19 protein-coding genes and 1 riboswitch are annotated in these 22,000 nt (G+C 63.4%); of the genes, 7 read left to right on the plus strand and 12 right to left on the minus strand.

The annotated features are described in order from the left end of the window. Window positions 1-30: 30 nt before the first annotated feature. Window positions 31-1,557 carry a CpaF family protein gene (locus ACWPM1_RS12010; protein ID WP_455695066.1) on the plus strand — a complete coding sequence of 509 codons (1,527 nt, stop codon included), beginning with the start codon at window positions 31-33 and terminating at the stop codon, window positions 1,555-1,557. On the opposite strand, the gene ACWPM1_RS12015 is transcribed toward ACWPM1_RS12010, so the two are convergent. Then, window positions 1,554-1,784 (minus strand): hypothetical protein, encoded by a 231-nt coding sequence (locus ACWPM1_RS12015; protein WP_455695067.1) that lies wholly within the window; start codon window positions 1,782-1,784, stop codon window positions 1,554-1,556. The two genes, ACWPM1_RS12010 and ACWPM1_RS12015, sit on opposite strands and share 4 nt — an antisense overlap. Window positions 1,785-1,838: 54 nt before the next feature. Here ACWPM1_RS12015 and ACWPM1_RS12020 point away from each other — a divergent pair, with 54 nt between their 5' ends. Beyond that, a complete protein-coding gene (locus ACWPM1_RS12020; protein WP_455695068.1) occupies window positions 1,839-2,747 on the plus strand; it encodes a DMT family transporter in 909 nt (302 codons plus the stop codon). 69 nt (window positions 2,748-2,816) lie between these two features. Next, window positions 2,817-2,945, plus strand: coding sequence for an entericidin A/B family lipoprotein (locus ACWPM1_RS12025; protein ID WP_455695069.1), 129 nt, complete (start codon window positions 2,817-2,819; stop codon window positions 2,943-2,945). 59 nt (window positions 2,946-3,004) lie between these two features. On the opposite strand, the gene ACWPM1_RS12030 is transcribed toward ACWPM1_RS12025, so the two are convergent. From ACWPM1_RS12030 to ACWPM1_RS12070, 9 genes are all read right to left on the minus strand, one after another. Continuing rightward, window positions 3,005-3,487, minus strand: a complete 483-nt coding sequence (locus tag ACWPM1_RS12030) for an ABA4-like family protein (RefSeq protein ID WP_455695070.1) — start codon at window positions 3,485-3,487, stop codon at window positions 3,005-3,007. 4 nt (window positions 3,488-3,491) lie between these two features. Continuing rightward, window positions 3,492-5,087, minus strand: a complete 1,596-nt coding sequence (gene gcvPB, locus ACWPM1_RS12035) for an aminomethyl-transferring glycine dehydrogenase subunit GcvPB (RefSeq protein WP_455695071.1) — start codon at window positions 5,085-5,087, stop codon at window positions 3,492-3,494. After that, a complete protein-coding gene (gene gcvPA, locus ACWPM1_RS12040; RefSeq protein WP_455695072.1) occupies window positions 5,084-6,448 on the minus strand; it encodes an aminomethyl-transferring glycine dehydrogenase subunit GcvPA in 1,365 nt (454 codons plus the stop codon). The genes gcvPB and gcvPA overlap by 4 nt, the downstream gene beginning before the upstream one ends. A 35-nt stretch (window positions 6,449-6,483) precedes the next feature. Then, entirely contained in the window at window positions 6,484-6,855 is a 372-nt protein-coding gene (gcvH, locus tag ACWPM1_RS12045) for a glycine cleavage system protein GcvH (protein WP_455695073.1), read from the minus strand. After that, window positions 6,852-7,997, minus strand: coding sequence for a glycine cleavage system aminomethyltransferase GcvT (gene gcvT / locus ACWPM1_RS12050; protein ID WP_455695074.1), 1,146 nt, complete (start codon window positions 7,995-7,997; stop codon window positions 6,852-6,854). Before gcvT ends, gcvH begins: the two co-directional genes overlap by 4 nt. A gap of 154 nt (window positions 7,998-8,151) precedes the next feature. Further along, window positions 8,152-8,241, minus strand: a riboswitch (glycine riboswitch). Window positions 8,242-8,291: 50 nt separating this feature from the next. Beyond that, window positions 8,292-10,904 carry a methionine synthase gene (gene metH / locus ACWPM1_RS12055; RefSeq protein WP_455695075.1) on the minus strand — a complete coding sequence of 871 codons (2,613 nt, stop codon included), beginning with the start codon at window positions 10,902-10,904 and terminating at the stop codon, window positions 8,292-8,294. A 17-nt stretch (window positions 10,905-10,921) separates the two neighbouring features. Continuing rightward, a complete protein-coding gene (locus tag ACWPM1_RS12060) occupies window positions 10,922-11,965 on the minus strand; it encodes a homocysteine S-methyltransferase family protein (RefSeq protein ID WP_455695076.1) in 1,044 nt (347 codons plus the stop codon). Then, window positions 11,962-12,879, minus strand: a complete 918-nt coding sequence (metF, locus tag ACWPM1_RS12065) for a methylenetetrahydrofolate reductase [NAD(P)H] (RefSeq protein WP_455695077.1) — start codon at window positions 12,877-12,879, stop codon at window positions 11,962-11,964. Before metF ends, ACWPM1_RS12060 begins: the two co-directional genes overlap by 4 nt. Beyond that, window positions 12,876-13,886, minus strand: coding sequence for an ArsR/SmtB family transcription factor (locus tag ACWPM1_RS12070; RefSeq protein ID WP_455695078.1), 1,011 nt, complete (start codon window positions 13,884-13,886; stop codon window positions 12,876-12,878). Before ACWPM1_RS12070 ends, metF begins: the two co-directional genes overlap by 4 nt. Before the next feature lie 194 nt (window positions 13,887-14,080). Between ACWPM1_RS12070 and ACWPM1_RS12075 the strand changes: the two genes are divergently transcribed. From ACWPM1_RS12075 to ACWPM1_RS12085, 3 genes are all read left to right on the plus strand, one after another. After that, a complete protein-coding gene (locus ACWPM1_RS12075; protein ID WP_455695079.1) occupies window positions 14,081-15,358 on the plus strand; it encodes a rhamnosyltransferase WsaF family glycosyltransferase in 1,278 nt (425 codons plus the stop codon). Window positions 15,359-16,026: 668 nt separating this feature from the next. Continuing rightward, on the plus strand, window positions 16,027-17,361 hold the full coding sequence (locus ACWPM1_RS12080; protein WP_455695080.1) for a site-specific DNA-methyltransferase: 1,335 nt from the start codon (window positions 16,027-16,029) through the stop codon (window positions 17,359-17,361). Then, the gene (locus ACWPM1_RS12085) at window positions 17,361-18,236 is read left to right on the plus strand and encodes a DUF5681 domain-containing protein (protein WP_455695081.1); all 876 of its coding nucleotides are present in this window, start codon (window positions 17,361-17,363) and stop codon (window positions 18,234-18,236) included. Before ACWPM1_RS12080 ends, ACWPM1_RS12085 begins: the two co-directional genes overlap by 1 nt. A 384-nt stretch (window positions 18,237-18,620) precedes the next feature. Here the strand turns inward: ACWPM1_RS12085 and ACWPM1_RS12090 are convergent, their stop codons facing one another. Together ACWPM1_RS12090 and ACWPM1_RS12095 are read right to left on the minus strand one after the other, a co-directional pair. Further along, on the minus strand, window positions 18,621-19,772 hold the full coding sequence (locus ACWPM1_RS12090) for a caspase family protein (RefSeq protein WP_455695082.1): 1,152 nt from the start codon (window positions 19,770-19,772) through the stop codon (window positions 18,621-18,623). 7 nt (window positions 19,773-19,779) lie between these two features. Next, window positions 19,780-20,475 (minus strand): hypothetical protein, encoded by a 696-nt coding sequence (locus ACWPM1_RS12095; RefSeq protein WP_455695083.1) that lies wholly within the window; start codon window positions 20,473-20,475, stop codon window positions 19,780-19,782. Between the two features lie 451 nt (window positions 20,476-20,926). Between ACWPM1_RS12095 and ACWPM1_RS12100 the strand changes: the two genes are divergently transcribed. Beyond that, a partial coding sequence (locus tag ACWPM1_RS12100; protein ID WP_455695084.1) for a hypothetical protein occupies window positions 20,927-22,000 on the plus strand: 1,074 nt, incomplete at its 3' end.

Raw genomic sequence — 22,000 nt, forward strand, 5'->3', positions numbered from 1 at the left:
ATGAAGCGAGCCGCCGTGGGGGATTGTTAGATGAGCGCATTCGGACGCAGGAACGGACCCGGGGGGATGACACCCGCGAGCCGGCCGTCGTTCGGTGTTGCCCGCCCGATGAAGGGCGGCGTTCCGGCCGCACCCGTTGCACCGAGCGGCGGCGAGCAGTTTCCGCCCCTGCCGAGCGACGAACAGTTCGCCTCGCAGAGCCCTGCCAGCGGCGGCGCGGCGAAGCCCGACGACGCGTTGGCCCGCCTCGCCGATCGCGCCAACGCGGTTCACGAGCAGCAGCAGGTCGGCGGCTTCGAAGCGAGCGTCCACAAGATCAAGGAACAGGTGCTCCCGCGCCTGCTCGAGCGCGTCGACCCCGAGGCGGCGGCGACCCTGACCAAGGACGAGCTTTCGGAAGAATTCCGCCCGATCATCCTCGAGGTGCTCGCCGAGCTTAAGGTCACCCTCAACCGCCGCGAACAGTTCGCGCTCGAAAAGGTGCTGATCGACGAACTGCTCGGATTCGGGCCGCTCGAAGAGCTGCTCAACGATCCCGACATTTCCGACATCATGGTCAACGGGCCGGACCAGACCTACATCGAAAAGAAGGGCAAGCTGGTCGTCGCGCCGATCCGGTTCCGCGACGAACAGCACTTGTTCCAGATTGCCCAGCGCATCGTGAACCAGGTCGGTCGCCGCGTCGACCAGACCACGCCGCTCGCCGACGCCCGCCTCAAGGACGGCAGCCGCGTCAACGTCATCGTACCGCCGCTATCGTTGCGCGGCACGGCGATCTCGATCCGTAAGTTCTCCGAAAAGCCCATCACCATCGACATGCTGCGCGATTTCGGCAGCATGAGCGACAAGATGGCGACTGCGCTCAAGATCGCCGGCGCGTGCCGGATGAACGTGGTCATCTCGGGCGGCACAGGCTCGGGCAAGACCACGATGCTCAACGCCCTGTCGAAGATGATCGACCCGGGCGAGCGCGTGCTGACCATCGAGGACGCTGCGGAACTTCGGTTGCAGCAGCCGCACTGGCTGCCGCTCGAAACCCGTCCGCCCAACCTCGAAGGCCAGGGCGCCATCACCATCGGGGACCTCGTCAAGAACGCCCTGCGTATGCGCCCCGATCGCATCATCCTGGGCGAAATCCGCGGCGCCGAGTGCTTCGACCTCTTGGCGGCGATGAACACCGGCCACGACGGATCGATGTGCACGCTTCACGCCAACAGCCCGCGCGAGTGCCTGGGCCGCATGGAAAACATGATCCTGATGGGCGACATCAAGATTCCCAAGGAGGCCATCAGCCGCCAGATCGCGGAATCGGTCGACCTCATCGTGCAGGTCAAGCGCCTGCGGGACGGCTCGCGCCGCACGACCAACGTGACCGAGGTGATCGGGATGGAAGGCGACGTGATCGTCACCCAGGAGCTGTTCAAGTTCGAGTATCTCGACGAGAGCGAGGACGGCAAGATCCTCGGCGAGTTCCGCTCGAGCGGCCTGCGCCCCTATACGCTTGAAAAGGCGCGCCAGTTCGGCTTCGACCAAGCCTACCTCGAAGCCTGCCTCTAACCCTTGAGCAGCCCGATCGCGCCCAGCGCGAGGAGGGTCAGGCCGACGACCGCACAGACCAGGAACAACCCGGTCCACGGCATCCAGCCCACTTTGTCGATGCGCTCGCGACGTACCCTGCGGCGCTCGGCCATGCTGGTGATCGCGGCGAGCACCAGGAAACCGGCTCCGACGAACGCAGCGAGTTCGGCATCGCTGGCGAAAACTAATTCTCGGGTCACGTTCACGCCGCGCAATATGGGATGCGTTGCGCCGCCCGCCAGTAGCCTTATGGGGGCCGGGTGAACGAACCCGCTGCCGACCAACGCCCGGGGCTGGCGCTACTGATCAGGCTCGGTGCGGCCTTCGTGCTTTCAGTCATGCTGGTGTTTGTGAAACTGGTGGTCGAATCCGGCGTCAGCCTCGCCGAGACGTTGTTCTGGCGTCAGCTTCCTACCGTGCCGCTGCTGCTTCTATGGTTCGGCCTACGCAGGCGCTTGCATGCACTCGGAAGCGTTCGGCTGAAGGCCCATGCCGGGCGCGCGATCACCGGTACGGTGGGGATGTTCCTCAACTTCGGCGCGGTGACGCTGTTGCCGCTTGCCGAGGCAACTACCTTCAACTTCACCTCGGCCATCTGGGCGGTGATCCTTTCGGCCCTGCTCCTGCGGGAGAGAGTGGGCCCGTGGCGGTGGGGTGCGGTGCTGCTCGGCTTCGCCGGGGTGCTGGTGATTGCCCAACCCGGGAACGGGCACATCCCCGGATTCGCCGCTACCGTGGCGCTGTCGGCGGCCTTCATGATCGCGCTGATATCTATCCAGATCCGCGACCTCGCGCGCACGGAAGCGCCCCTGACGATCGTGTTCTGGTTCGCCGCCTTCAGCGTGATCCCCCTGGGCCTGGCAATGCCGTTCGTGATGACCGAGCACACGCCTTACCAGTGGGCGCTCCTTGCCGGGCTCGCGCTGTTCGGGCTGCTGGGCCAGTTCCTGCTCACCGCCGCGCTCAAGTACGGTGCGGTCGCCAGCGTGATCGTGATGGATTACTCGTCGCTGTTGTGGGCCACGCTGTTCGGTTGGGCCGTATTCGGCCTGCTACCCCCCGCGACGACCTGGCTCGGGGCGCCGCTGATCGTCGGCGCTGGTCTGTTGATCGCCTGGCGGGAACATCGCTTGTCGCTGCAAAAGGCGCGCGCGATGGTTGGGGAATAGGGAACCCCGTGCAACAAGTGCCGTTGAGTGCTTCGACCACTCAGCGAATCGAGCCAAAAGGGACAAACCATGGCCAAGAAACTGCTTCTCGCGCTCGGCGTGGCGGCGATCACCTTCACTGCTACCGCCTGCAATACCGTCAAGGGCCTCGGCCGCGACGTGGAATCGGTCGGCGAAGCCGGCGACCGCGCGATCTGATCGAATACTGCAAAGGGCCGCTTAAGAGCCCTTCGTGGTCGCAAGAAACGCCCGTCGGTTCAGCCGGCGGGCGTTTTTCCTTTGCGGGCCCAGCCGGCGGCGCGAGCCCGGCGTTCGCGGACCAGCAGCCAGGCGAACAGGCCAAGCGGCCCTGCCATGAACGTTGCAATGAGGAACGGCACCTGCACCAGCCGCGAGAAGCCCTTGGCATCGGCGTCCCGCGCGATCCACAGGCCCGTGAACAGGTCGAACGCCAGATAGTGCGTCCAACCTAGGACTATCCCACCCTCCGAGCGGAAAAAGCCCTTCAGCCCTTCGACCGAATAGTTAGAAAGATCGGGCAGCGGCGCGCCCGCATCGCGCACGGGATCGGCCAGCCCGCCGAACAGCACCGCGAACATGCACACATAGGCAAGGCACAGCACGCCAACGCCGCCATACAGCACCAGCGCCAGCGGAAACGGCTTGCGCGGTAGCGCGATCAGCACTGCCCACCCCGCCAGCGCGACAACATTGGTGAGCGTGAACAGCGATTGCCACACGGGTTTAGCGCCCTCCTTGCTCGTTGGGTGCTGGGGCGCCGGCCGGGGCGGCCGGTTCGGACCAGGCCAGCACGGGCTTTCTCGCCGCGAGCGTCTCGTCGAGCCGGCGGCGCGGAGCGTAATGCGGCGCGGTCTTGAGCGTCTCGTCGCCCGCTCGAGCCCGTTCTGCCAGCGAGCGCAGCGCGACGATCAACTGGTCGAGGCCGGCCTTGCTCTCGGTCTCGGTCGGCTCGATCAGCATCGCGCCGTGGACCACCAGCGGGAAGTACATCGTCATCGGGTGGAATCCCTCGTCGATCATGCCCTTGGCGAGGTCCAGCGTCGTAAGCCCTTCCGCGAAGCCTTTGTCGCTGAACAGCGCCTCGTGCATGCACGGTCCGCTATGCCCGAACGGCGCGTCGAGCACGTCCTCCAAGCTGCGAAGGATGTAGTTCGCGTTGAGCACCGCGTCGCCCGAGGCCTGCCGCAGTCCGTCGGCGCCGTGGCTGAGGATATAGGCAAGCGCTCGGGTGAACATGCCCATCTGCCCGTGGAACGCGCACATCCGTCCAAAGGTGTGCGGATGCTCCTCGCCGGCATTCTCCTCCTCGATCAGCTCGACGGTGCCATCGGCCCGTCGCGCGGTGAACGGTAGCGGGCCGTAGGGGCTGAGCGCTTCCGACAACACCACCGGCCCGGAGCCCGGTCCGCCACCACCGTGTGGGGTGGAGAAGGTCTTGTGAAGGTTGATGTGCATCGCATCGATGCCGAGGTCGCCCGGGCGCACGCGCCCGACGATGGCGTTGAAGTTCGCCCCATCGCAATAGACGAAGCCACCGGCCACGTGGACTGCGTCGGAGATCGCCTTCATGTCGCGCTCGAACAGCCCGCAGGTGTTGGGGTTGGTGATCATCACCCCGGCGACGTCGGGGCCCAGGCGGGCTTTGAGCGCTTCAAGGTCGACGCGGCCCTCGCTCGTCGCTGGGATGTTTTCGACGCGATAGCCCGCGAACGCAGCGGTCGCCGGGTTGGTGCCGTGCGCGCTTTCGGGGACCAGGATAACCTCGCGCGGGTCGCCCCGAGCTTCCAGCGCCGCGCGGATGCACAGAATGCCGCACAGCTCGCCGTGCGCGCCGGCCTTGGGCGTCATCGCCACGCCGTGCATGCCGGTGAGCTCGATCAGCCAGTGGGCCAGTTCGTTGATCACATCGAGCGCGCCGCGCACGGTGTCCACCGGCTGCAGCGGGTGCACGTCGGCGAAGCCCGGCATCCGCGCCACTTTCTCGTTGAGGCGCGGATTGTGCTTCATCGTGCAGGACCCGAGCGGGAAGAGCCCTAGGTCGATGGCGTAGTTCTGCCGGCTGAGACGGGTATAGTGGCGCACCGTCTCCGGCTCGGACAGGCCGGGCAGGCCGATCGGTTCGGCGCGCACGAGGTCGCCGAGGCGATTTGTGCCGCCCCTGGGCTCCGGCAGGTCGACGCCGGTGGTTTCGGTCGTGCCGATTTCAAAGATCAAAAGTTCTTCGAGCATCAATGCACGGTTGCCTGTGGCCGTATCAAGCGCTTCATTGGCACCTTCATGCATCGCCGGCCTCCAGCCGCTCTGGTTGGGCGCGTTCATGCCAGCACCTCCTGCAGGGCAGCGGCAAAGGTCTCGATGTCCTCCTCGCTGGTCGTTTCGGTCACCGCGACCACGAGGCCGCCGCCGAGCGCTTCTTCCGCGGGATAGAGCCGTCCGAGCGAGACCCCGGCAAGCACCTTGCGCTCCGCCAGCTCGCGCACGACCGCCCTCGCATCGCTGGGAAGAACCAGCGTGAACTCGTTGAAAAAGCTTTCGTTTAGCACCGACACGCCCGGGACTTTCGCCAAGCGGTCGGCCGCCAGACAGGCGAGGCGGTGGTTCTCCGCAGCGAGCTGCCTCAGCCCTTTCTCGCCGAGCAAGGTGAGGTGGATCGTGAAGGCCAGCGCGCAAAGCCCTGAATTGGTGCAGATGTTGCTCGTCGCCTTCTCGCGCCGGATGTGCTGCTCGCGGGTCGAGAGCGTGAGCACAAAGCCGCGCTTGCCCTCGGCATCCACGGTCTCACCGCACAGCCGCCCGGGCATCTGCCGCACATGCTTGGTGTCGCGCACGGCGAATAGCCCGAGGTACGGCCCACCGAACTGGAGGCCCACGCCGATCGACTGCCCCTCGCCGACGACAATGTCCGCGCCCATCTCGCCCGGCGACTTGAGCGCCCCGAGCGCCACCGGCTCGGTGCTGACGGCAATCAACAGCGCGCCCTTCTTGTGCGCCGCCTCGGCGATCGGCGCGAGGTCGTAAACCCGCCCGAGAATGTCGGGATACTGCACCACCACGCAGCTTGGCTCGCCCGCCTCGATCTGCTCGATCAGCGCCTTTGCCCCGCCCTCCGCCGAGAGTGTCGGCACGCTGCTCGAAATCTCGTCGCCGGTGAACTTCGCCATCGTACGGATGGTCGAAACGTAGTGCGGGTGCAGCCCCTCATGGAGGATCGCCAGCTTTCGCTTGGTGACGCGCCCCGCCATGCTGATCGCTTCCCAGCACGCGGTCGAGCCATCGTACATCGATGCGTTCGCCACCGCGCAGCCGTAGAGCCGCGCCACCTGGCTCTGGAACTCGAACAGCATCTGCAGCGTGCCCTGCGCGATCTCGGGCTGGTACGGCGTGTAGGCGGTGAGGAACTCGCCACGCTGGATCAGGTGATCGACCGTGGCCGGCACGTGATGGCGGTAGGCCCCCGCCCCGACGAAGAACGCGGCGTCGGCCGCGGCGAGGTTCTTCTTGGACAGCCGCCGCATGTGCCGTTCGACCTCCATCTCGCTGGCGCGCGAAGGCAAGCCTTCGACCGGCGACTTGAGGTAATGCTCGGCCGGGACATCGGCGAACAGCGCATCGACATCGGCGGCGCCGATTACGCTAAGCATTTCGCCGCGATCGGCGTCGGTCAGGGGCAAATAACGCATGTTGAACCTCTGGAGCGCGCACGAAGCGCTGGGGTTTAGAGCGTGTCGCAGAAGGCCTTGTAGGCACCTTCGTCCATCAGGCCGTCCAGCTGTCCGGCGTCGGCGATCTGCAGCTTGAAGAACCAGCCGTCGCCCTCCGGCGCGGTGTTGACGAGCGCGGGGTCGTCCTCAAGCGCGGGATTGCCCTCGGTCACGGTGCCGCTGACCGGCGAGTAGACGTCGCTCGCCGCCTTGACGCTCTCGACCACCGCGGCCTCGCCGCCTTTTTCTACCGACGTGCCTTCGCCCGGCACCTCGACGAAGACGATGTCGCCCAGCTGGCCTTGCGCATAGTCGGTGATGCCGACGGTGGCGGTGTCGCCGTCAACTTCGATCCATTCATGATCTTCGGTGAAATAGCGGGTCATTTCTGGGCTCCCTTGCGATGATAGCGGTGGGCGATGAAGGGCATCGTTTCGACGGTGAGCGCCACGCGCTTGCCGCGGACCTCGGCCTCCAGTGGAGTGCCTGGAGCGGAGTATTGGGTTTCGACATAGCCCATCGCGATCGGCGCGCCGACGCTGGGCGCGAAGCCGCCCGAGGTGATCCGGCCAACAGGCGCATCGCTCGAATAGACGATCGCGCCCTCGCGCACCGGCACGCGGCCGTCGACGGTGAAGCCCACCAGTTTCTTGGCCGGGCCATCCTGGAGCGCCCCCATGATGCGCTCCGAACCATGAAATCCGCCTTCCTCGCGGCGTCGCTTCGAAATGGCGAACGATGCGCCCGCCTCCACCGGATCAAGCGTGTCGTCCATGTCGTGCCCGTAGAGCGGCAAGCCCGCCTCGAGGCGCAGCGAGTCGCGCGCGCCGAGGCCGATAGGGCGCACCCGCGCGTCGGCGATCAGTGCGTCGGCCAACTCGGTCAGCCGCTCGGCGGGGAACGACAGTTCGAACCCGTCCTCGCCGGTGTACCCGCCGCGGCCAATGCCCAGCGCCTCGCCGCGCCACTCCACCGAGGTGCCCTGCATGAAGTAGAGGCCGTTGGTCGCCCCGGGGATCACGCTTTCTAGGACCGCAGCCGCCTCTGGCCCCTGCAACGCGAGCAGGCCTCGCTCGTCGAGATGGGTCAGGGTGATCTCGTCGGGCAAATGCTCGCGCAGGAAGGCGATGTCGTCCCACTTGGTCGCGCCGTTGACCACGACGTAGTATCGCGCGGTTTCGCCGCCCGGCGGGGTGACGTTGGTGACCATCAGGTCGTCGAGGATGCCGCCGTCCTCGGCGAGCAGTAGCGAATAGCGGATGCGGCCCGGCTGGAGCGCGGAAATGTCGCCCGGCAGGATCGCCTCGAGCGCCTCGGCAGCGCCTTCTCCTTCGACGATCAGCTGGCCCATGTGGCTAACATCGAACAGGCCCGCGTGCTCGCGGGTCCACAGATGCTCGGCCATGATGCCTTCGTACTGGATCGGCATTTCGTAGCCGGCAAACGGCACCATCCGCGCGCCTTGCGCACGATGCCACGCGTCGAGCGGCAGGGCCTCGGTTTCTATCGTCTCGTCGCTATCGCTCACGCGCATACCCCGACAGCGCGGCCGATGGCCGGGGAGGCCATCTTGCAACCGCTGCCCCCTCTGTCGGGAAACCTGAGAGTTTGGCCAGGCGCGGGCCCGGCTTACACCGTCGGTGGCCCCATCGACACGATGAGACGCTTTCCAGAGTATCGCACGGCCCGCCACGGTCCTTGGGCCTGAGAGTTTCCGGGGCGGTTGCTCCTTCGGCGTCCCCGCGAACGAGGCGCTCTCCCATGGCGGACGTCGGAATCGCTTCCGGCGACGCGCAGCCCCTGCGCGATCAAAACAGCCCGGTCAATCGAGATTGGGACGAAGCCACCGTTCGGCCTGCTCGAGCGAAACCCCGCGCCGCTGCGCGTAGTCCTCGACCTGATCGCGGCCGATACGGGCAACGCCGAAATATTCGGCTTCGGGATGGCCGAAGTAGAATCCGCTCACCGCTGCGGTCGGCAGCATGGCGAAGCTCTCGGTGAGCGTGATGCCTGTGCTATTTGTCGCGTCGAGCAACTCGAACAGCGTGGGCTTGAGGCTATGGTCCGGGCAGGCGGGGTAGCCGGGCGCCGGGCGAATGCCGCGGTATTCTTCCTTCACCAGCGCCTGGTTGGTGAGTTGCTCACCAGGCGCGTAGCCCCACAGATCGGTGCGGACGTGCTTGTGCAGTCGCTCGGCGAACGCCTCTGCGAGCCGGTCGGCTAGGGCCTTGAGCAGGATGTCCGAGTAATCATCCTTGTCCTCGCGGAAGCGCGCGGCGTGCGGCTCGATGCCGTGGATACCCACCGCGAACCCGCCGATCCAGTCGCCCGAGGGGTCGATGAAGTCCGCCAGGCACATGTTGGCGCGGTCGCGGCTTTTCTTGACCTGCTGACGCAGGAACGGGAGCAGCACATGGCGCTCTTCCTCGACGAGGTGGATGGTTACGTCGTCGCCATCGCGCGCGCATGGCCACAGGCCGGCAACGCCTTTCGCCGTCAGCCACTTCTCGGCAATCATCTTGTCGAGCATTGCGTCCGCATCGGCTTTGAGGCTCTGCGCGGTTTCGCCGACCACTTCATCGTCGAGGATAGACGGGTAGTTGCCGTGCAACTCCCAAGCGCGGAAGAAGGGCGTCCAGTCGATGTATTCACGCAGGTCAGCGAGGCTCCAGTCCTCGAACACGTGAACCCCGGGCTGTGCGGGCGGCGCCGGCTTGTTGGCGTAGTTCGGGTCGTAGAAATTCGCCCGCGCCTCATCGAGCGTGAGCAGCACGCTCTGCGCCTTGCCCTCGCGCGCCTCGCGCACCTTGGCGTACTCGCCTGCGGTGTCCGTCACGAACTGATCTCGCTGGGTGTCGCTCAGCAGACGGCTGGCGACCCCGACTGCGCGGCTGGCGTCGAGCACGTGAACCACCGGCCCATCGTACTTGGGATCGATGCGCAGCGCAGTGTGGACCTTGCTGGTGGTCGCTCCCCCGATTAGCAGCGGCATCGTCATCCCCGCGCGCGCCATTTCCTCGGCGACAGTGACCATCTCGTCCAACGACGGTGTGATCAGGCCCGACAGACCGATCATGTCGGCGTTGTTGTCGTTGGCGGTCTCAAGGATCTTCGACCACGGGACCATCACGCCAAGGTCGATCACTTCGTAGCCGTTGCATTGGAGCACTACCCCGACGATGTTCTTGCCGATGTCGTGGACGTCGCCCTTGACGGTCGCCATCACGATCCTGCCCTTCGACGTATCGGCGAGCCCCGAAGCCTCCTTCTCCGCCTCGATGAAGGGAATGAGGTGCGCGACCGCCTTCTTCATCACGCGGGCGGACTTCACCACCTGCGGCAGGAACATCTTGCCGCTGCCGAACAGGTCGCCGACGACGTTCATGCCGTCCATCAGCGGGCCCTCGATCACCTCGATCGGCCGCGCGAAAGCCTGCCGCGCTTCCTCGGTGTCGTCGACCACGTAAGCGTCGATGCCCTTGACCAGCGCGTGCTCGATCCGGCGCGAGACCTCCCAGCCGCGCCATTCCTCGGCGGCTTTCTCGTCTTCCTTGGTCTTGCCCTTGTAGCTTTCGGCAAGCGCGATCAGCCGCTCGGTCGAGTCCGGCCGGCGCATCAGGATCACATCCTCGCACGCCTCGCGCAGGACGGGATCGATCTGGTCGTAGATGTCGAGCTGGCCCGCATTGACGATCGCCATGTCGAGCCCTGCGGGGATCGCGTGGTAGAGGAACACCGAGTGCATCGCCCGGCGGACGGTCTCGTTGCCGCGGAAGCTGAAGCTCAAGTTCGATAGCCCGCCCGAGTAATGCGCGTGGGGGCATAGCTGCCGGAGCTCGGAGACCGCCTCGATAAAGTCGAGCGCGTAGCGGTCATGCTCCTCGATCCCGGTCGCCACCGCGAACACGTTGGGATCGAAGATGATGTCTTCGGGGGGAAAGCCGATACCGGTGAGGAGGTCGTAGGCGCGCTGACAGATTTCGACCTTGCGCTGCTTGGTGTCGGCCTGGCCGGTCTCGTCGAACGCCATCACGACCGCGGCGGCGCCATAGTCCATGCATTTGCGGGCGTTCTCGAGGAACGCCGCCTCGCCCTCCTTCATGCTGATCGAATTGACGATCGGCTTGCCGGAAACGCACTTGAGGCCCGCCTCGATCACCTCCCACTTTGAACTGTCGATCATCACCGGTACGCGGGCGATGTCGGGCTCGGCGGCGATCAGCTTCAAGAAAGTGGTCATCGCGTAGACCGCGTCGAGCAGGCCTTCGTCCATGTTGACGTCGATCACCTGCGCGCCGTTTTCGACCTGGCTGCGCGCGACCTCGACCGCCGCCGCATAGTCTCCCGCCATGATGAGCTTCTTGAACGCCGCCGACCCGGTGACGTTGGTGCGCTCGCCGATGTTGACGAAGCGCGAGGATGCAGCGGTGTTCAAAGAAAATTCCAGGGTTGTCAGGCAGCGAGCGTGAAGGGTTCCAGTCCGGCAAGGCGAGTCATCACCGGCGGCTGCGGCAGTTGGCGAGGCGCAAGGCCCCGCACCGCGTCGGCGATTGCCTTGATGTGCGCCGGGGTCGAGCCGCAGCACCCGCCTAGGACGTTCACCTGTCCATGCTCGGCCCACTCGTGGACGAACGCGGCGGTCTCGCTCGGCTGCTCGTCGTAGGCGCCGAGTTCGTTGGGCAGGCCGGCGTTGGGATAGACCATGATCGGCGCGTCGGCGATCTCGGCGAGCGTCTTGACGTGCGGGCGCAGCTGGGTCGCGCCGAACGAGCAGTTGAGGCCGATCGTCAGCGGTTTCGCGTGGCGCACCGCGTGCCAGAACGCCTCCACCGTGTGGCCCGAAAGATTGCGGCCCGAAAGGTCAGTGAGCGTCATCGACAGCATCACGGGCACTTCGCGGCCCAGCGCGCGCTCGACTTGCTTGACCGCCATGGCCCCGGCCTTGGCGTTGAGCGTGTCGAACACCGTCTCGATCAGAATGAAGTCCGCCCCGCCTTCGACCAGCGCCTCGGCCTGCTCGCGGTAGACGTCGACCAGCGTATCCCAGTCGATCTCGCGATATCCGGGGTCCTCGACGTCGGGCGAGAGTGACAACGTCTTGTTGGTCGGCCCGATCGCCCCGGCGACGAAGCGCGGGCGGCCGTCTTGAGCGAACTCGTCGGCGAGCCGACGCGCCAGCTTGGCGCTCTCGACGTTGATCTCGCGCACCAAGCCTTCCGCGCCATAGTCGGCCTGGCTGATGCGGTTGGCGGAGAACGTGTTCGTCTCGGCGATGTCCGCCCCGGCCTCGAAATAGGCGCGGTGGATTGCCTCGGGCACCTCGGGCTTGGTCAGCGCGAGGATGTCGTTGTTGCCCTTCTGATCGTGGCTGAGGCCCAGCGACCCGGCATATTCGGCTTCGGCGAGCTTCCAGTTCTGGATCTCGGTACCAAAGGCGCCGTCGGTGATGAGGATGCGCTTGGCGCACTCGGCGAGGAATTGTTCACGCCGCGTCATGGGCGGTCTCCCAAAGGTTGTGGAGTGGGCCGCACGCCGAGCAGATGGCAGATGGCGTAGCTCAGCTCGGCACGATTGAGAGTGTAGAAATGAAACTTGCGCACGTCGCCGGCATAAAGCCGGCGGCACAGCTCGGCAGCGACCGTCGCTGCGACTAGCTGGCGCGCGGCGGGGCGATCGTCGAGCCCGTCGAAGAGTGTCTCCATCCAGCCGGGAATCGCGGTGCCGCACAGCCCGCTCATGCGCTGGATGCTGGCGAAGCTCATCACCGGCATCACGCCGGGCACGATCTCGGCGTCGATCCCAACGGCGGCAGCCTTGTCGCGGAAGCGGAAGAAGCATTCGGGCTCGAAGAAGAACTGGGTGATCGCGCGGCTCGCCCCGGCGTCGACCTTGCGCTTGAGGTTGTCGAGATCGGCCGCTTCGTCGGTCGAATCCGGGTGACTTTCCGGGTAAGCGCCGACGGAAATCTCGAATGGCGCGACCCTTTTCAGGCCGGCCACGAGATCTGCGGCATTGGCGTAGCCCTGGGGATGAGGTGCGTAAGCCGCGCCGGGTTCCGCTACGTCGCCACGCAGGGCGACGATGTGCCGCACACCGATATCCCAATATGCTCGCGCCACCGCGTCGATCTCGTCGCGCGTGGCGTCCACGCAGGTGAGGTGCGCCGCGGCCGGGATATGCGTCTCGCGGATGATCCGCTCGACTGCGGCGTGCGTGCGCTCGCGGGTCGAGCCACCCGCGCCGTACGTCACCGAAACGAAATCCGGGCCGAGGGGCGCGAGCGTCTGAACGCTGTCCCACAGCGTCTCGGCCATCTTCTCGGTCTTCGGCGGGAAGAATTCGAAGCTGACGCCAATGTCGCCGGGCAGCGAGGCGTAAAGCGGCTGGGCGTGGGCAATTTCAGCGTTCATCGACCGGCGGCCCGACATGGCGGCGCAGCGGCGTCGCCCCTGATGCGCGACAACTCTGGCTCGCGACGCAGGGCTGTCCAGACCTTCACTGCTAGCTCGCCGCCTGCGACGGTGGTCGCAGGCATAGGCTCGAAGCCAAAGCGCGCAAGCATCAGCTCCATTTGATCGTCCGCGAAGCCCAGCCGAACGTGCGCGTGGCTGCGGCGGAGCTCTTCGCGCGCGTGCGCGGCAAGGTCTACAATCGCTATCCGGCCACCCGGGCGGCACACGCGGGCGGCTTCCGCCACTGCATACTCGGGCTGATGCGCATAGTGCAGGACCTGGTGAAAGACGACCGTGTCGAAATTGGCGAGCTCGAACGGCAGCGCGGTAAAGTCTCCCTGCACCAGCTCTACCTTTCCGGCGGGAAGATGCTGCAAGCGAGCGCGCGCGAACCGTAGCATTTCGGGGCTCTTGTCCAGCCCGATAACCCTTTCGGCGGCAGGCTCGAGAAGCTCGGCGATACGCCCCGTGCCGGTCCCTACGTCGAGCACCATGCCAAGCTCGGACCTGCCGAGCGCCGCGACCAAAGTCCGCTCGACCGCTTTCGCCGGAGCGAGCAAGGCACGTAGATGATCCCATTCCGCCGCGTGGCGGGCGAAAAACTCGGCCGCGCTCTTTTCGCGCGCATCCCGGATAGCCGCCAGATGACGGCGGTCGTCGGCGCAGATCCGTGCGAAGGCGATATCTTCTTCTTCCGCGGCGGCCAGCAACCGGGCGGCAGAGAGAGCGGTACGCTGGCCGACGGCGTTGGACTGCCGGAGAAAAACCCAGCTGCCCTCTCTTCTGCGCTCGGCGATTCCGGCATCGGCCAAGATCGCCACGTGGCGCGAGACCCTGGGTTGGCTTTGACCCAAGACATGTGCCAGCTCCCCAACGGCAAGCTCCATCGTCCCGATCAGTCGCATTATCCGCAGCCGGGTCGGGTCGCTCAGCGCACGCATGACCGTTTCGATCGACACGATCATATAAAGATATCGTTATATGTGAAAGTCAAGCGTTTCGTGCGGAGTCAACCAAACAACGAACAGCCCGTTATCACGCCTCATGCGGCCGGCAATCGCCTATCGTTAGAGGACTTTTACCTCGGAAGCAGTCCCGTTATGGCCGCACTCGAGACTGCAGGAAGAGCTGTTGAGATGAGCAATCACGGGGCGTTGCGATGCGCCAGGCGCTAAAAAGGTACGCTCCGGTCTTCCTGCGTGAGAAGGTCATCGCCGTGCGTTCGGCACTGGCGGCCCCGCCAACCGACGATGTCGTCCTTCGCGACTTTCGCGCCGTCGAGGACTCTTCCAATGTCTCTCGCTTGACCCTGATGCTCCCGAACCTTTCGCCGCACAGCGAGTTCGGAGGCATTACCACCGGCCTCGATATCTTTTTCGAGACGCTGGCGCGGCTGCGCAAACGGCGGCGGTGCGACGTTCGGATCATTCTAAGCGAGCCGGCGCGGGACACCGACACGTCGGCAGCCGACAAGGCCGCACGGCGGCACGGTGTGGAGCCATTGGACGTTTCCTTCCGATTGCTGCCACTCAAGGAGGGCGAGATTTCCGTTCGACGGGGCGACCTGTTCTTCCCGTTCAATTGGTGGTGCCTGTTGAACCTTCGCGCATTGATCGATGGCCAAGCCGAAATGTTCGGGATGCCTCGCGCTCCCATGGTCTACATGATTCAGGAGTACGAGCCCCAGTTCGAGCCGTTTTCGAGCGCCCACATGTTAGCGCGCGATGCCTATTCCGAGGCGTCGCGGGTGTGGGGAATCTTCAACAGCTCCTCGCTCAGAAATTACTTCGAGTTGCTTGGACACCGGGTCGAACATGGCTTCACGTTCGAGCCCGTGATCAACGAAGCGCTTCGATCCTATTTGCCTCAGGTGAGCCAAAGTGCGCGGCAGAGGCGAGTGCTCGTCTATGGCCGTCCGGGTGCCGAGCGGAATTGTTTCCCAGCGATCGTGCGCGCGTTGATGCTATGGAACGAGCAGCATCCCGAGTTCGCAGACTGGGAGCTGGTTTCGGCCGGGACCCCGCACGCGCCGGTCGATTTGGGCAACGGGCGGCGCCTGGTCTCGCTGGGCAAGCTCACCCTACCGCAATATGCCGAAGTGATGCTCACGAGTTCGGTCGGGATAGCGCTCATGGCATCCCCGCATCCGAGTTACCCGCCACTCGAGATGGCACATTTCGGTCTGCGAACCGTGACCAACAGCTACACCTGCAAGGATCTTTCCGGCTTCCATCCCAACATAATCTCGGTCGACTCGCTCACGGCATCTGCCCTCGCCGACGCGATCGCCCTCGCCGCGCGTGGCTCGTCCAATTCGGTCGACGCGGCGCAGGATGCCGGGTTCGTGCGACGCGACAGCTATCCATTCATGGCGGAATTGGTGGGCATGCTCGAAGATTGGCTGGCCGCGGAGCGGTCCGATGCCCGACCGGAGTGAGGCGCAACCCCAATCAACGCAAACGGTAGATTATGACCAGACCGAAGACGCACAGGGCGGCCAACGCGAACCAAGTCAACGAATAGGCCAAGTTGCCGAACACGCCGTCGCCGCCTAGCGACCACAAGGCGAAGGCGGCGCACCGATCGAATACAGGGTCTCTGCGAAACCGATCCGGGAGCAAGAGTGGTGCGTGACGCAGTCCTGAGCGAACCAGTCTCGCCCCTGTTTTCCCTGCCTTACAGGGAATTTACAGGGAAAACACCGTTTTTGAGGTCATTCCGTCGGCTTTCGAGGCTTCGGAAACCGCGGAATTCCGCCATTTCCTGAGGCAATTTCCCTGCGCGAAGAACAGGGAATTACAAATGCACGATCAGCGAACGGCCAAATGGCTAACAGCGAATCACGTCGCCCGGAACAGCGAAAAAAATGCGCTCGGTCTTTCGGAAGGGGATCGGTCGTACCGAATCATCGCTGGCCTAGGCGCCAACATCAGGCGCAGCTGTGCCAGCGTCGTGTCTCAGTCACGCGCTGTCAGCCACAAAAATGCGGTTGACCGTGCTTTTTGTACGATGTATGTTCCCGTTCTGGTCTAGTTATATCTCGCTTCCTGTGCTAGTGGAAACTGGCGCGCTTTGCTGTGCGCAGGGTTCGCACAGGGGGCACTGATGACGGGACTAACTCAGGCAATTGTCGAGCGGACGATCACGTCGCTCCGCCCGTACGCGCGTAATGCACGGACGCATTCGAAGAAGCAGGTCAGACAGATCGCTACCTCGATCGAGCGGTTCGGGTTTACCAGTCCGGTGCTCATCTCCGACGACGGCGAGATCATCGCCGGCCATGGCCGGGTCGAAGCGGCGAAGCTGCTCAAGTGGAAGACGGTGCCCACCATCGCGCTGTCGCACCTCTCCGAGACCGAGCGGCGCGCCTATGTGCTTGCCGACAACAAGCTCGCGCTCAATGCCGGGTGGGACAAGGAAATCCTCGCGATCGAGCTTCAGGCTTTGGTCGATCTCAATTTCGACGTGGAACTGACCGGGTTCAGCCTGGCCGAGGTCGACTTCGCGAACGGGGAAGCCGGCGAGGCCGATCCTGATGGTCGCGACGCGGCCGACGACGCCGTCGTCATCGCCAGCGGCCCCGCGGTCTCGCGCCGCGGTGACCTCTGGCACCTGGGACGACACAAGTTGCTGTGTGGCGACGCGCGGAGCGCGGTCGACTTCGAGGCGCTCATGGGCGGCGACAAGGCCGATCTCGTGTTCACCGACCCACCCTACAACGTGAAGATCGACGGCAACGTCTGCGGGCTCGGCACGGTCAAGCACCGCGAGTTCGCCTTTGCCTCCGGCGAGATGAGCCGGACGCAGTTTACGGGCTTCCTCACCGCGACCCTGGGCAACATCGCAGGCGTCATGCGCGATGGCGCCATCGCCTATGTCTGCATGGACTGGCGCCATATGGGCGAGCTGCTCGCTGCCGGCAAGGAGGCATTCACCGAGTTCAAGAACCTCGTCGTGTGGAACAAGAGCAACGGCGGGATGGGCGCCTTCTATCGTTCGAAGCATGAGCTCATCTTCGTGTTCAAGCAGGGAGCGGCCGAGCACACCAACAGCTTCGGACTAGGCCAGACCGGGCGCTACCGCACCAACGTCTGGGACTATGCCGGGATCAGTTCGATCGGCGCCAACCGCTCTGACGAGCTCGCGATGCACCCGACGGTCAAGCCGGTCGCGCTTATCGCCGATGCCATCCGTGATTGCTCGAAGCGCGGGGAGATCGTCCTCGATGCGTTTGGCGGCTCTGGAAGTACGCTCATCGCTGCCGAGAAGACCGGCCGCTCGGCACGCCTCATCGAGTACGATCCGCTCTATTGCGACACCATTGTCAGGCGCTGGGAAGCTTACACCGGCAAGCGTGCCACGCTGACGGTGACGGGAGAAACCTTCGAAGCCGTCACGGAGGCCCGCCTTGGTACTGACCTCGGCTGCGAGGCTGCGTGATGGCGAGCAAGGCAATCGCCGCTGAGGAAGGCGAGGAGCGAGACGGCAAGCCGGCGGGCAACAGCAACCTGCCGGTCCCGTACGATGTCGGGTACGGCAAGCCGCCTTCCCAGCACCGGTTCCAGAAGGGCAGATCGGGTAATCCCGGTGGCCGCCCGCGAGGAGCGAAGAACAGGCCCAAGCCATACGATCCGGCGACCAAGCCGACAGATAGCCTCATTCTCGAGGAAGCCTATCGCCCGGTGACGATCAGGGAAGGCGACAGGGTCATCGAGCTGCCGGCTATCCAGGCGGCGATGCGCTCGCTCGCGATCTCGGCCATGAAGGGAAGCCGCCTGTCGCAGCGGGCGCTCGCGGAACTGGTGCGTGAGGTGGAGGAGCGGCGTACGAAGGACCACTACAGCGCACTCGAGAACGCGTTCGAGTACAAGCAGCGCTGGACCGACGAACTCGAGCGTCGCCGCAAGCTCGGCATCGATGAACCCGATCCAGTTCCGCACCCTGAGGACGTCATCATCGACATGCGGACCGGCCACGTGCGGACCGAGGGGCCGCTGGACGAGCGGGAGAAGCGATCGTGGGATGAGCGCATTGCCCGCCGTGACGAGGCCCAGGCAGAGGTGAAATCATTCGCCGAGAGGTATCGGCGATCGCGCTCAGACGAACAAAAGGCCCGCTGGCTAGAGGAATGGCAGTTGGAGCAGCGCATATTCGACATCATCAACGACAGTTTCCCTCCCCGCTACAAGGCGAAGCTCGAGAATCGCTCTTACCGTGAGGGCGCCTCGCGCGAGGGCAAAACCCTCGAGGCGTTCGTTCAGGACCGGAAGCGGCCCAAAGCCAAGAGAAAGTGGGGGGATTATGTGGAGGATTGAGTTCTCTTAGGTCCGCTTCGCGCCCAAATTTGGTCGTTCGGGAACAGAGCCCAGTCGCCGACAAGCGGACGCTCCGTTACCTCCGCTTTTATCTTCAGGCGAATATCTGACAACGTGTCGATAGTAGTCGTTCTCGCGCCAACAAAATAAGCCAGTGCGATCACTCCTACGGCAGGATGTTAAACACTCAGGTGGTTGGTCTTCCCCCGGGGGGGCCGCCAGCGCATCGCGATTAAAAGGATATGACCTGGATGTCCTGGTGGAGGGCCGCCCACACGACGAATTGTGACCGCCAGAGACGGTGCCACAAAAAGCTCGCGAGGTTTGTCGCACCATCACATGACCATAACGGGTCGTTTTTTTCAGCTGTAGTGGGCCTAACCGCTAGCAACGTCGCAAACGAAGATTGTACTCTTTCCAATCCTCGTCACCCTCATTCTTGCCGCGCATTTGCGTCATCAGTTTCCCTGAAGCGCTAAAATCCCCAAATTCAAAAGTCACAGTGTCGCCCATTTTGTTCCAGTCGACTAAGATCGTTCCATCGGGGCTTACCCTTATTCCCTTGATGTCGAACACAGTGCCCTCTCGCCCTAGTTGATAGCGGATCTTATTGGCGGAGATCTCCAGTTGGAGGCCCATCGACCTTCCCGGCGTACACCATTTGCCTAGTATCGACTCCTGATTGACCGCGGCCATGCGCACTTCCGCCTCTCCAGTGGGTGGGCCCAAGTCAGGCTGAGCCAGGGCAGGCGACCCGCCCGCGAAATAGAATTGCTGCCGCAGAGTGGAGCGGATTTCCGGCAACTGACGCTGTTTCGTTGAAGCTGACACCTCGTTTCGTACGAGGCGAAAGGTGTTTGAGATTTCCGAATCTGGGAATGGAAGATACTTCGCGAGAGCTAGTGCGTACGGGCTGTTTTCTGCGTTGCCGTCATCAGCAATGTTTCCGGCGGTCGCTGCAAAGGCGACAAAGAACTCGCTATTCCCCAGTCCAATCTGACTTAATCCGGAAGACCCGCTTTTACCAAATGAGGTCGTGTAAGGGCTCGTTCTGCAGGCGTCCAGGATCACGATCTTGTTACTCACGCCGGACGATTCCATTTGTGCCATGAGATCTGAGGTTCGGATTGCACCGAATCTAAGATCCGATTCTCGGCGTGCCTCTACATCCGTCGGCAAAAGGTAATTCTCGCCATTCGACTGCACTGCGTGTCCCGCGTAGTAAAATAGCCCGACGGCGGAGGGACCTGCATTATGAAGCCGCTGACCGAAAGCGCTGATAACCCGCTCCATCGAGTCTCGATCCGCATTTTCTCTGTATAGAACCTCGAAACCAAGCCCTTCCAGTGTCTGTCGCACCAATCGTGCATCGTTTAGAGGGTTCGACAGATCGGTGATCGCTTCGTAATCAGCGTTCCCAACAACCAGCGCGATGCGCGGCGCCGCAGCCGCAGCCGCCGGCGTTTGCGACGTTACAAGGGCCACAGTTGCCGTAAGGATCAGCAAGCTGCGCCAAAGGGTGATGATTGCAAACATTCCCTAGCTACCCTGTCAGCAAATCAAACTGATAGTAACATTCATTCTCGCTTAAGAGCCGAGCCAGTTCGACAGTATCGGCCAGCTTCTGGCCGATCTGCACTTCACGGACCGTAATATAGTGCTCGTACTTGTTGGGAGCCTGCACGAAATAGCGGACTCCGTCGGCTAGTGGGGCTCGATACGGCCAGAAGGCGAAATTCTCGCCTTGGCTCCAACGAATCAATATCCTCTCGGCGTGGGGAGACGAGAAGTATAACTCGTAGCCTTCTTTCGCATCAGCGCGCCATATTTCCACTTCAGGATCGAGATAGCACCAGGTCCCTGGAAGCGAGGGGTCGATATGCCAGATGGTGGGCGCCATCGAGCGACGCGCTTTCACGCCCCTTGAAGCTGCTTGGCTGTCGGCAACGAGTGCCTGCTGAACTTCGTTGCGATAGTCCCTTGCAGCCGCAATGCGAGTGCGCTTGCTTCGAGCTTCGCGTGTGAGGACCGCGAGAACAGATGCGCGCTCGTGCGATTGCCTGCGGGAAATGTCCTTTAGATGTGCGGGACCTTTGAGTGAAATGGTTCCACCGCTGTCGAGGAGAGTGATCTCATCGCCCTTCCGCAAGACGATGTCGCTATCCTCGGGAATGACAGTCCCAACGCGGAACCGATCGGCCGACGGGCCTTGCGAAGAGACAATCATCAAGCCCGCCATAACCTGGGCCGGCAGCGCGATTAGCGTCGCTGAGACAAGGGCACTGATAACCCGTTTCAACATCTATTTCGAGTCGACATAATCGGCGATCCAATCATTCCACGAGACGGACCCGCCGTCGGCGTCCTCTCCACTGCACTCGGGGGGCCGACTTAGCCTTCCAATCTTACTACATTGAGTCGGGTCACGGCAATCCCTCTCGCTTTTCTTGGTTTTGGAGAGTGTTGCGCTCATTGAGTGGATAGATTATGCGAAGCTAACGGGCGCTCAAACCTTCGTAAGCAAGGTATCCTGACGAGAGACGGCAACAACATGCCGGCGTCGTCGTGGGACGGGGGGGAGGCGCATGAAATCTGATAGGCCGACGGGATCCGATCGATGGTCAGGCGAGGGCGCGGCGGGGCTGAAGCTCTTTGCGTCTCCAAGCAATACGTTAGAATCATGCGTCAGTGTGATCAATAATGACCGGCCGCTAGCCAGTAAGTATGTCCTATATTCTGCAGCGGCGTTGCTTTTAGGTTCAATGGCGCTCAACGAAGCGGGCGCAAGTTCGACCTACGTCAATTCTAATGGCGGTGCCTTTGCGCAACGTTATGGAGATTGGTGGAACTTCCACCGAGCTCGAGGCAGCAATGTGGGCAGTTCTACGGAGTCCGGGCCGCATTGCGCAGCTTGCCATACAACTGAAGCGCCAGGTACCACCGGTGGGGCTCGTAATGCCTTCGGCCAGGCTGTGCTCACCAACGGCGGCTCCGGCAGTGTAGCTGCGATTGATGCCGCTGCTGCGCAGAGCTACGACTCTGACGGCGTTTCGACTGTTGATGAACTTAGCAATTCTGCAATCGTATCCGGTCTTTTGGATTTTACATTTCCAACCCTAACTGACGCGGTACGAGTTACAGCTACTTCTCTCAACAACGCGGTCCAAAGCGTTGAGGCCGGTACATCCGGTACCACAAAAGTTGCGGACATCGGGCTCGTTTTTAATTTGGGATCAGACGCTTCCGTGGCTTCTCTCACGTTGGGCGGTGCAGACGCTTCGCTTTTTGAGATATTTGGCTCGGAATTGCGGCTGCGCGCGGGCCAGTCACTAACGGCAGGTCAGACTCTGCGGGTCTTTGTGTCCGCAGATAGTCTCACGACAGCTGCCGTCGAGGCGGTACAAAGTAACTTATTAAATATCACGGTGGCGGCGGCCGATGTCGCGCCGACGGCGGTCAATCTGACTCAGATGGTGAGCACGGTACCGGATACGCAGAGTGCGCAGATCGACATTGCCTCCGTAGCAGTGACCGATGACGGCAGAAGCTCGGTAGCTCTAAGTCTCACGGGGCCAGATGCTGCAAAGTTTGGTCTGAGTACGGTTACGGGTACCAGCGCCACGGTTTTTCTGAAGGCAGGGCAGAGCCTGACCGCAGGCACCCCCCTCTCCGTTGCGGTGATTGCGACCGACGCGGTTGGCTCCAAGACCAGTACTGCGCTGACTCTGTCGATCACCGCCACCAACCAGCCACCCACCGCGGTG

The sequence above is a fragment of the Tsuneonella sp. HG249 genome (assembly GCF_053819205.1).

Excerpts from the sequence above, each read along its gene's own strand:
- ACWPM1_RS12010 (WP_455695066.1), top strand. The coding sequence starts at position 31 with ATGAGCGCATTCGGACGCAGGAACGGACCCGGGGGGATGACACCCGCG.
- ACWPM1_RS12025 (WP_455695069.1), top strand. The coding sequence starts at position 2,817 with ATGGCCAAGAAACTGCTTCTCGCGCTCGGCGTGGCGGCGATCACCTTC.
- gcvPB (WP_455695071.1), bottom strand. The coding sequence starts at position 5,087 with ATGAACGCGCCCAACCAGAGCGGCTGGAGGCCGGCGATGCATGAAGGT.
- gcvPA (WP_455695072.1), bottom strand. The coding sequence starts at position 6,448 with ATGCGTTATTTGCCCCTGACCGACGCCGATCGCGGCGAAATGCTTAGC.
- gcvH (WP_455695073.1), bottom strand. The coding sequence starts at position 6,855 with ATGACCCGCTATTTCACCGAAGATCATGAATGGATCGAAGTTGACGGC.
- ACWPM1_RS12060 (WP_455695076.1), bottom strand. The coding sequence starts at position 11,965 with ATGACGCGGCGTGAACAATTCCTCGCCGAGTGCGCCAAGCGCATCCTC.
- metF (WP_455695077.1), bottom strand. The coding sequence starts at position 12,879 with ATGAACGCTGAAATTGCCCACGCCCAGCCGCTTTACGCCTCGCTGCCC.
- ACWPM1_RS12070 (WP_455695078.1), bottom strand. The coding sequence starts at position 13,886 with ATGATCGTGTCGATCGAAACGGTCATGCGTGCGCTGAGCGACCCGACC.
- ACWPM1_RS12075 (WP_455695079.1), top strand. The coding sequence starts at position 14,081 with ATGCGCCAGGCGCTAAAAAGGTACGCTCCGGTCTTCCTGCGTGAGAAG.
- ACWPM1_RS12080 (WP_455695080.1), top strand. The coding sequence starts at position 16,027 with ATGACGGGACTAACTCAGGCAATTGTCGAGCGGACGATCACGTCGCTC.
- ACWPM1_RS12085 (WP_455695081.1), top strand. The coding sequence starts at position 17,361 with ATGGCGAGCAAGGCAATCGCCGCTGAGGAAGGCGAGGAGCGAGACGGC.
- ACWPM1_RS12090 (WP_455695082.1), bottom strand. The coding sequence starts at position 19,772 with ATGTTTGCAATCATCACCCTTTGGCGCAGCTTGCTGATCCTTACGGCA.
- ACWPM1_RS12095 (WP_455695083.1), bottom strand. The coding sequence starts at position 20,475 with ATGGCGGGCTTGATGATTGTCTCTTCGCAAGGCCCGTCGGCCGATCGG.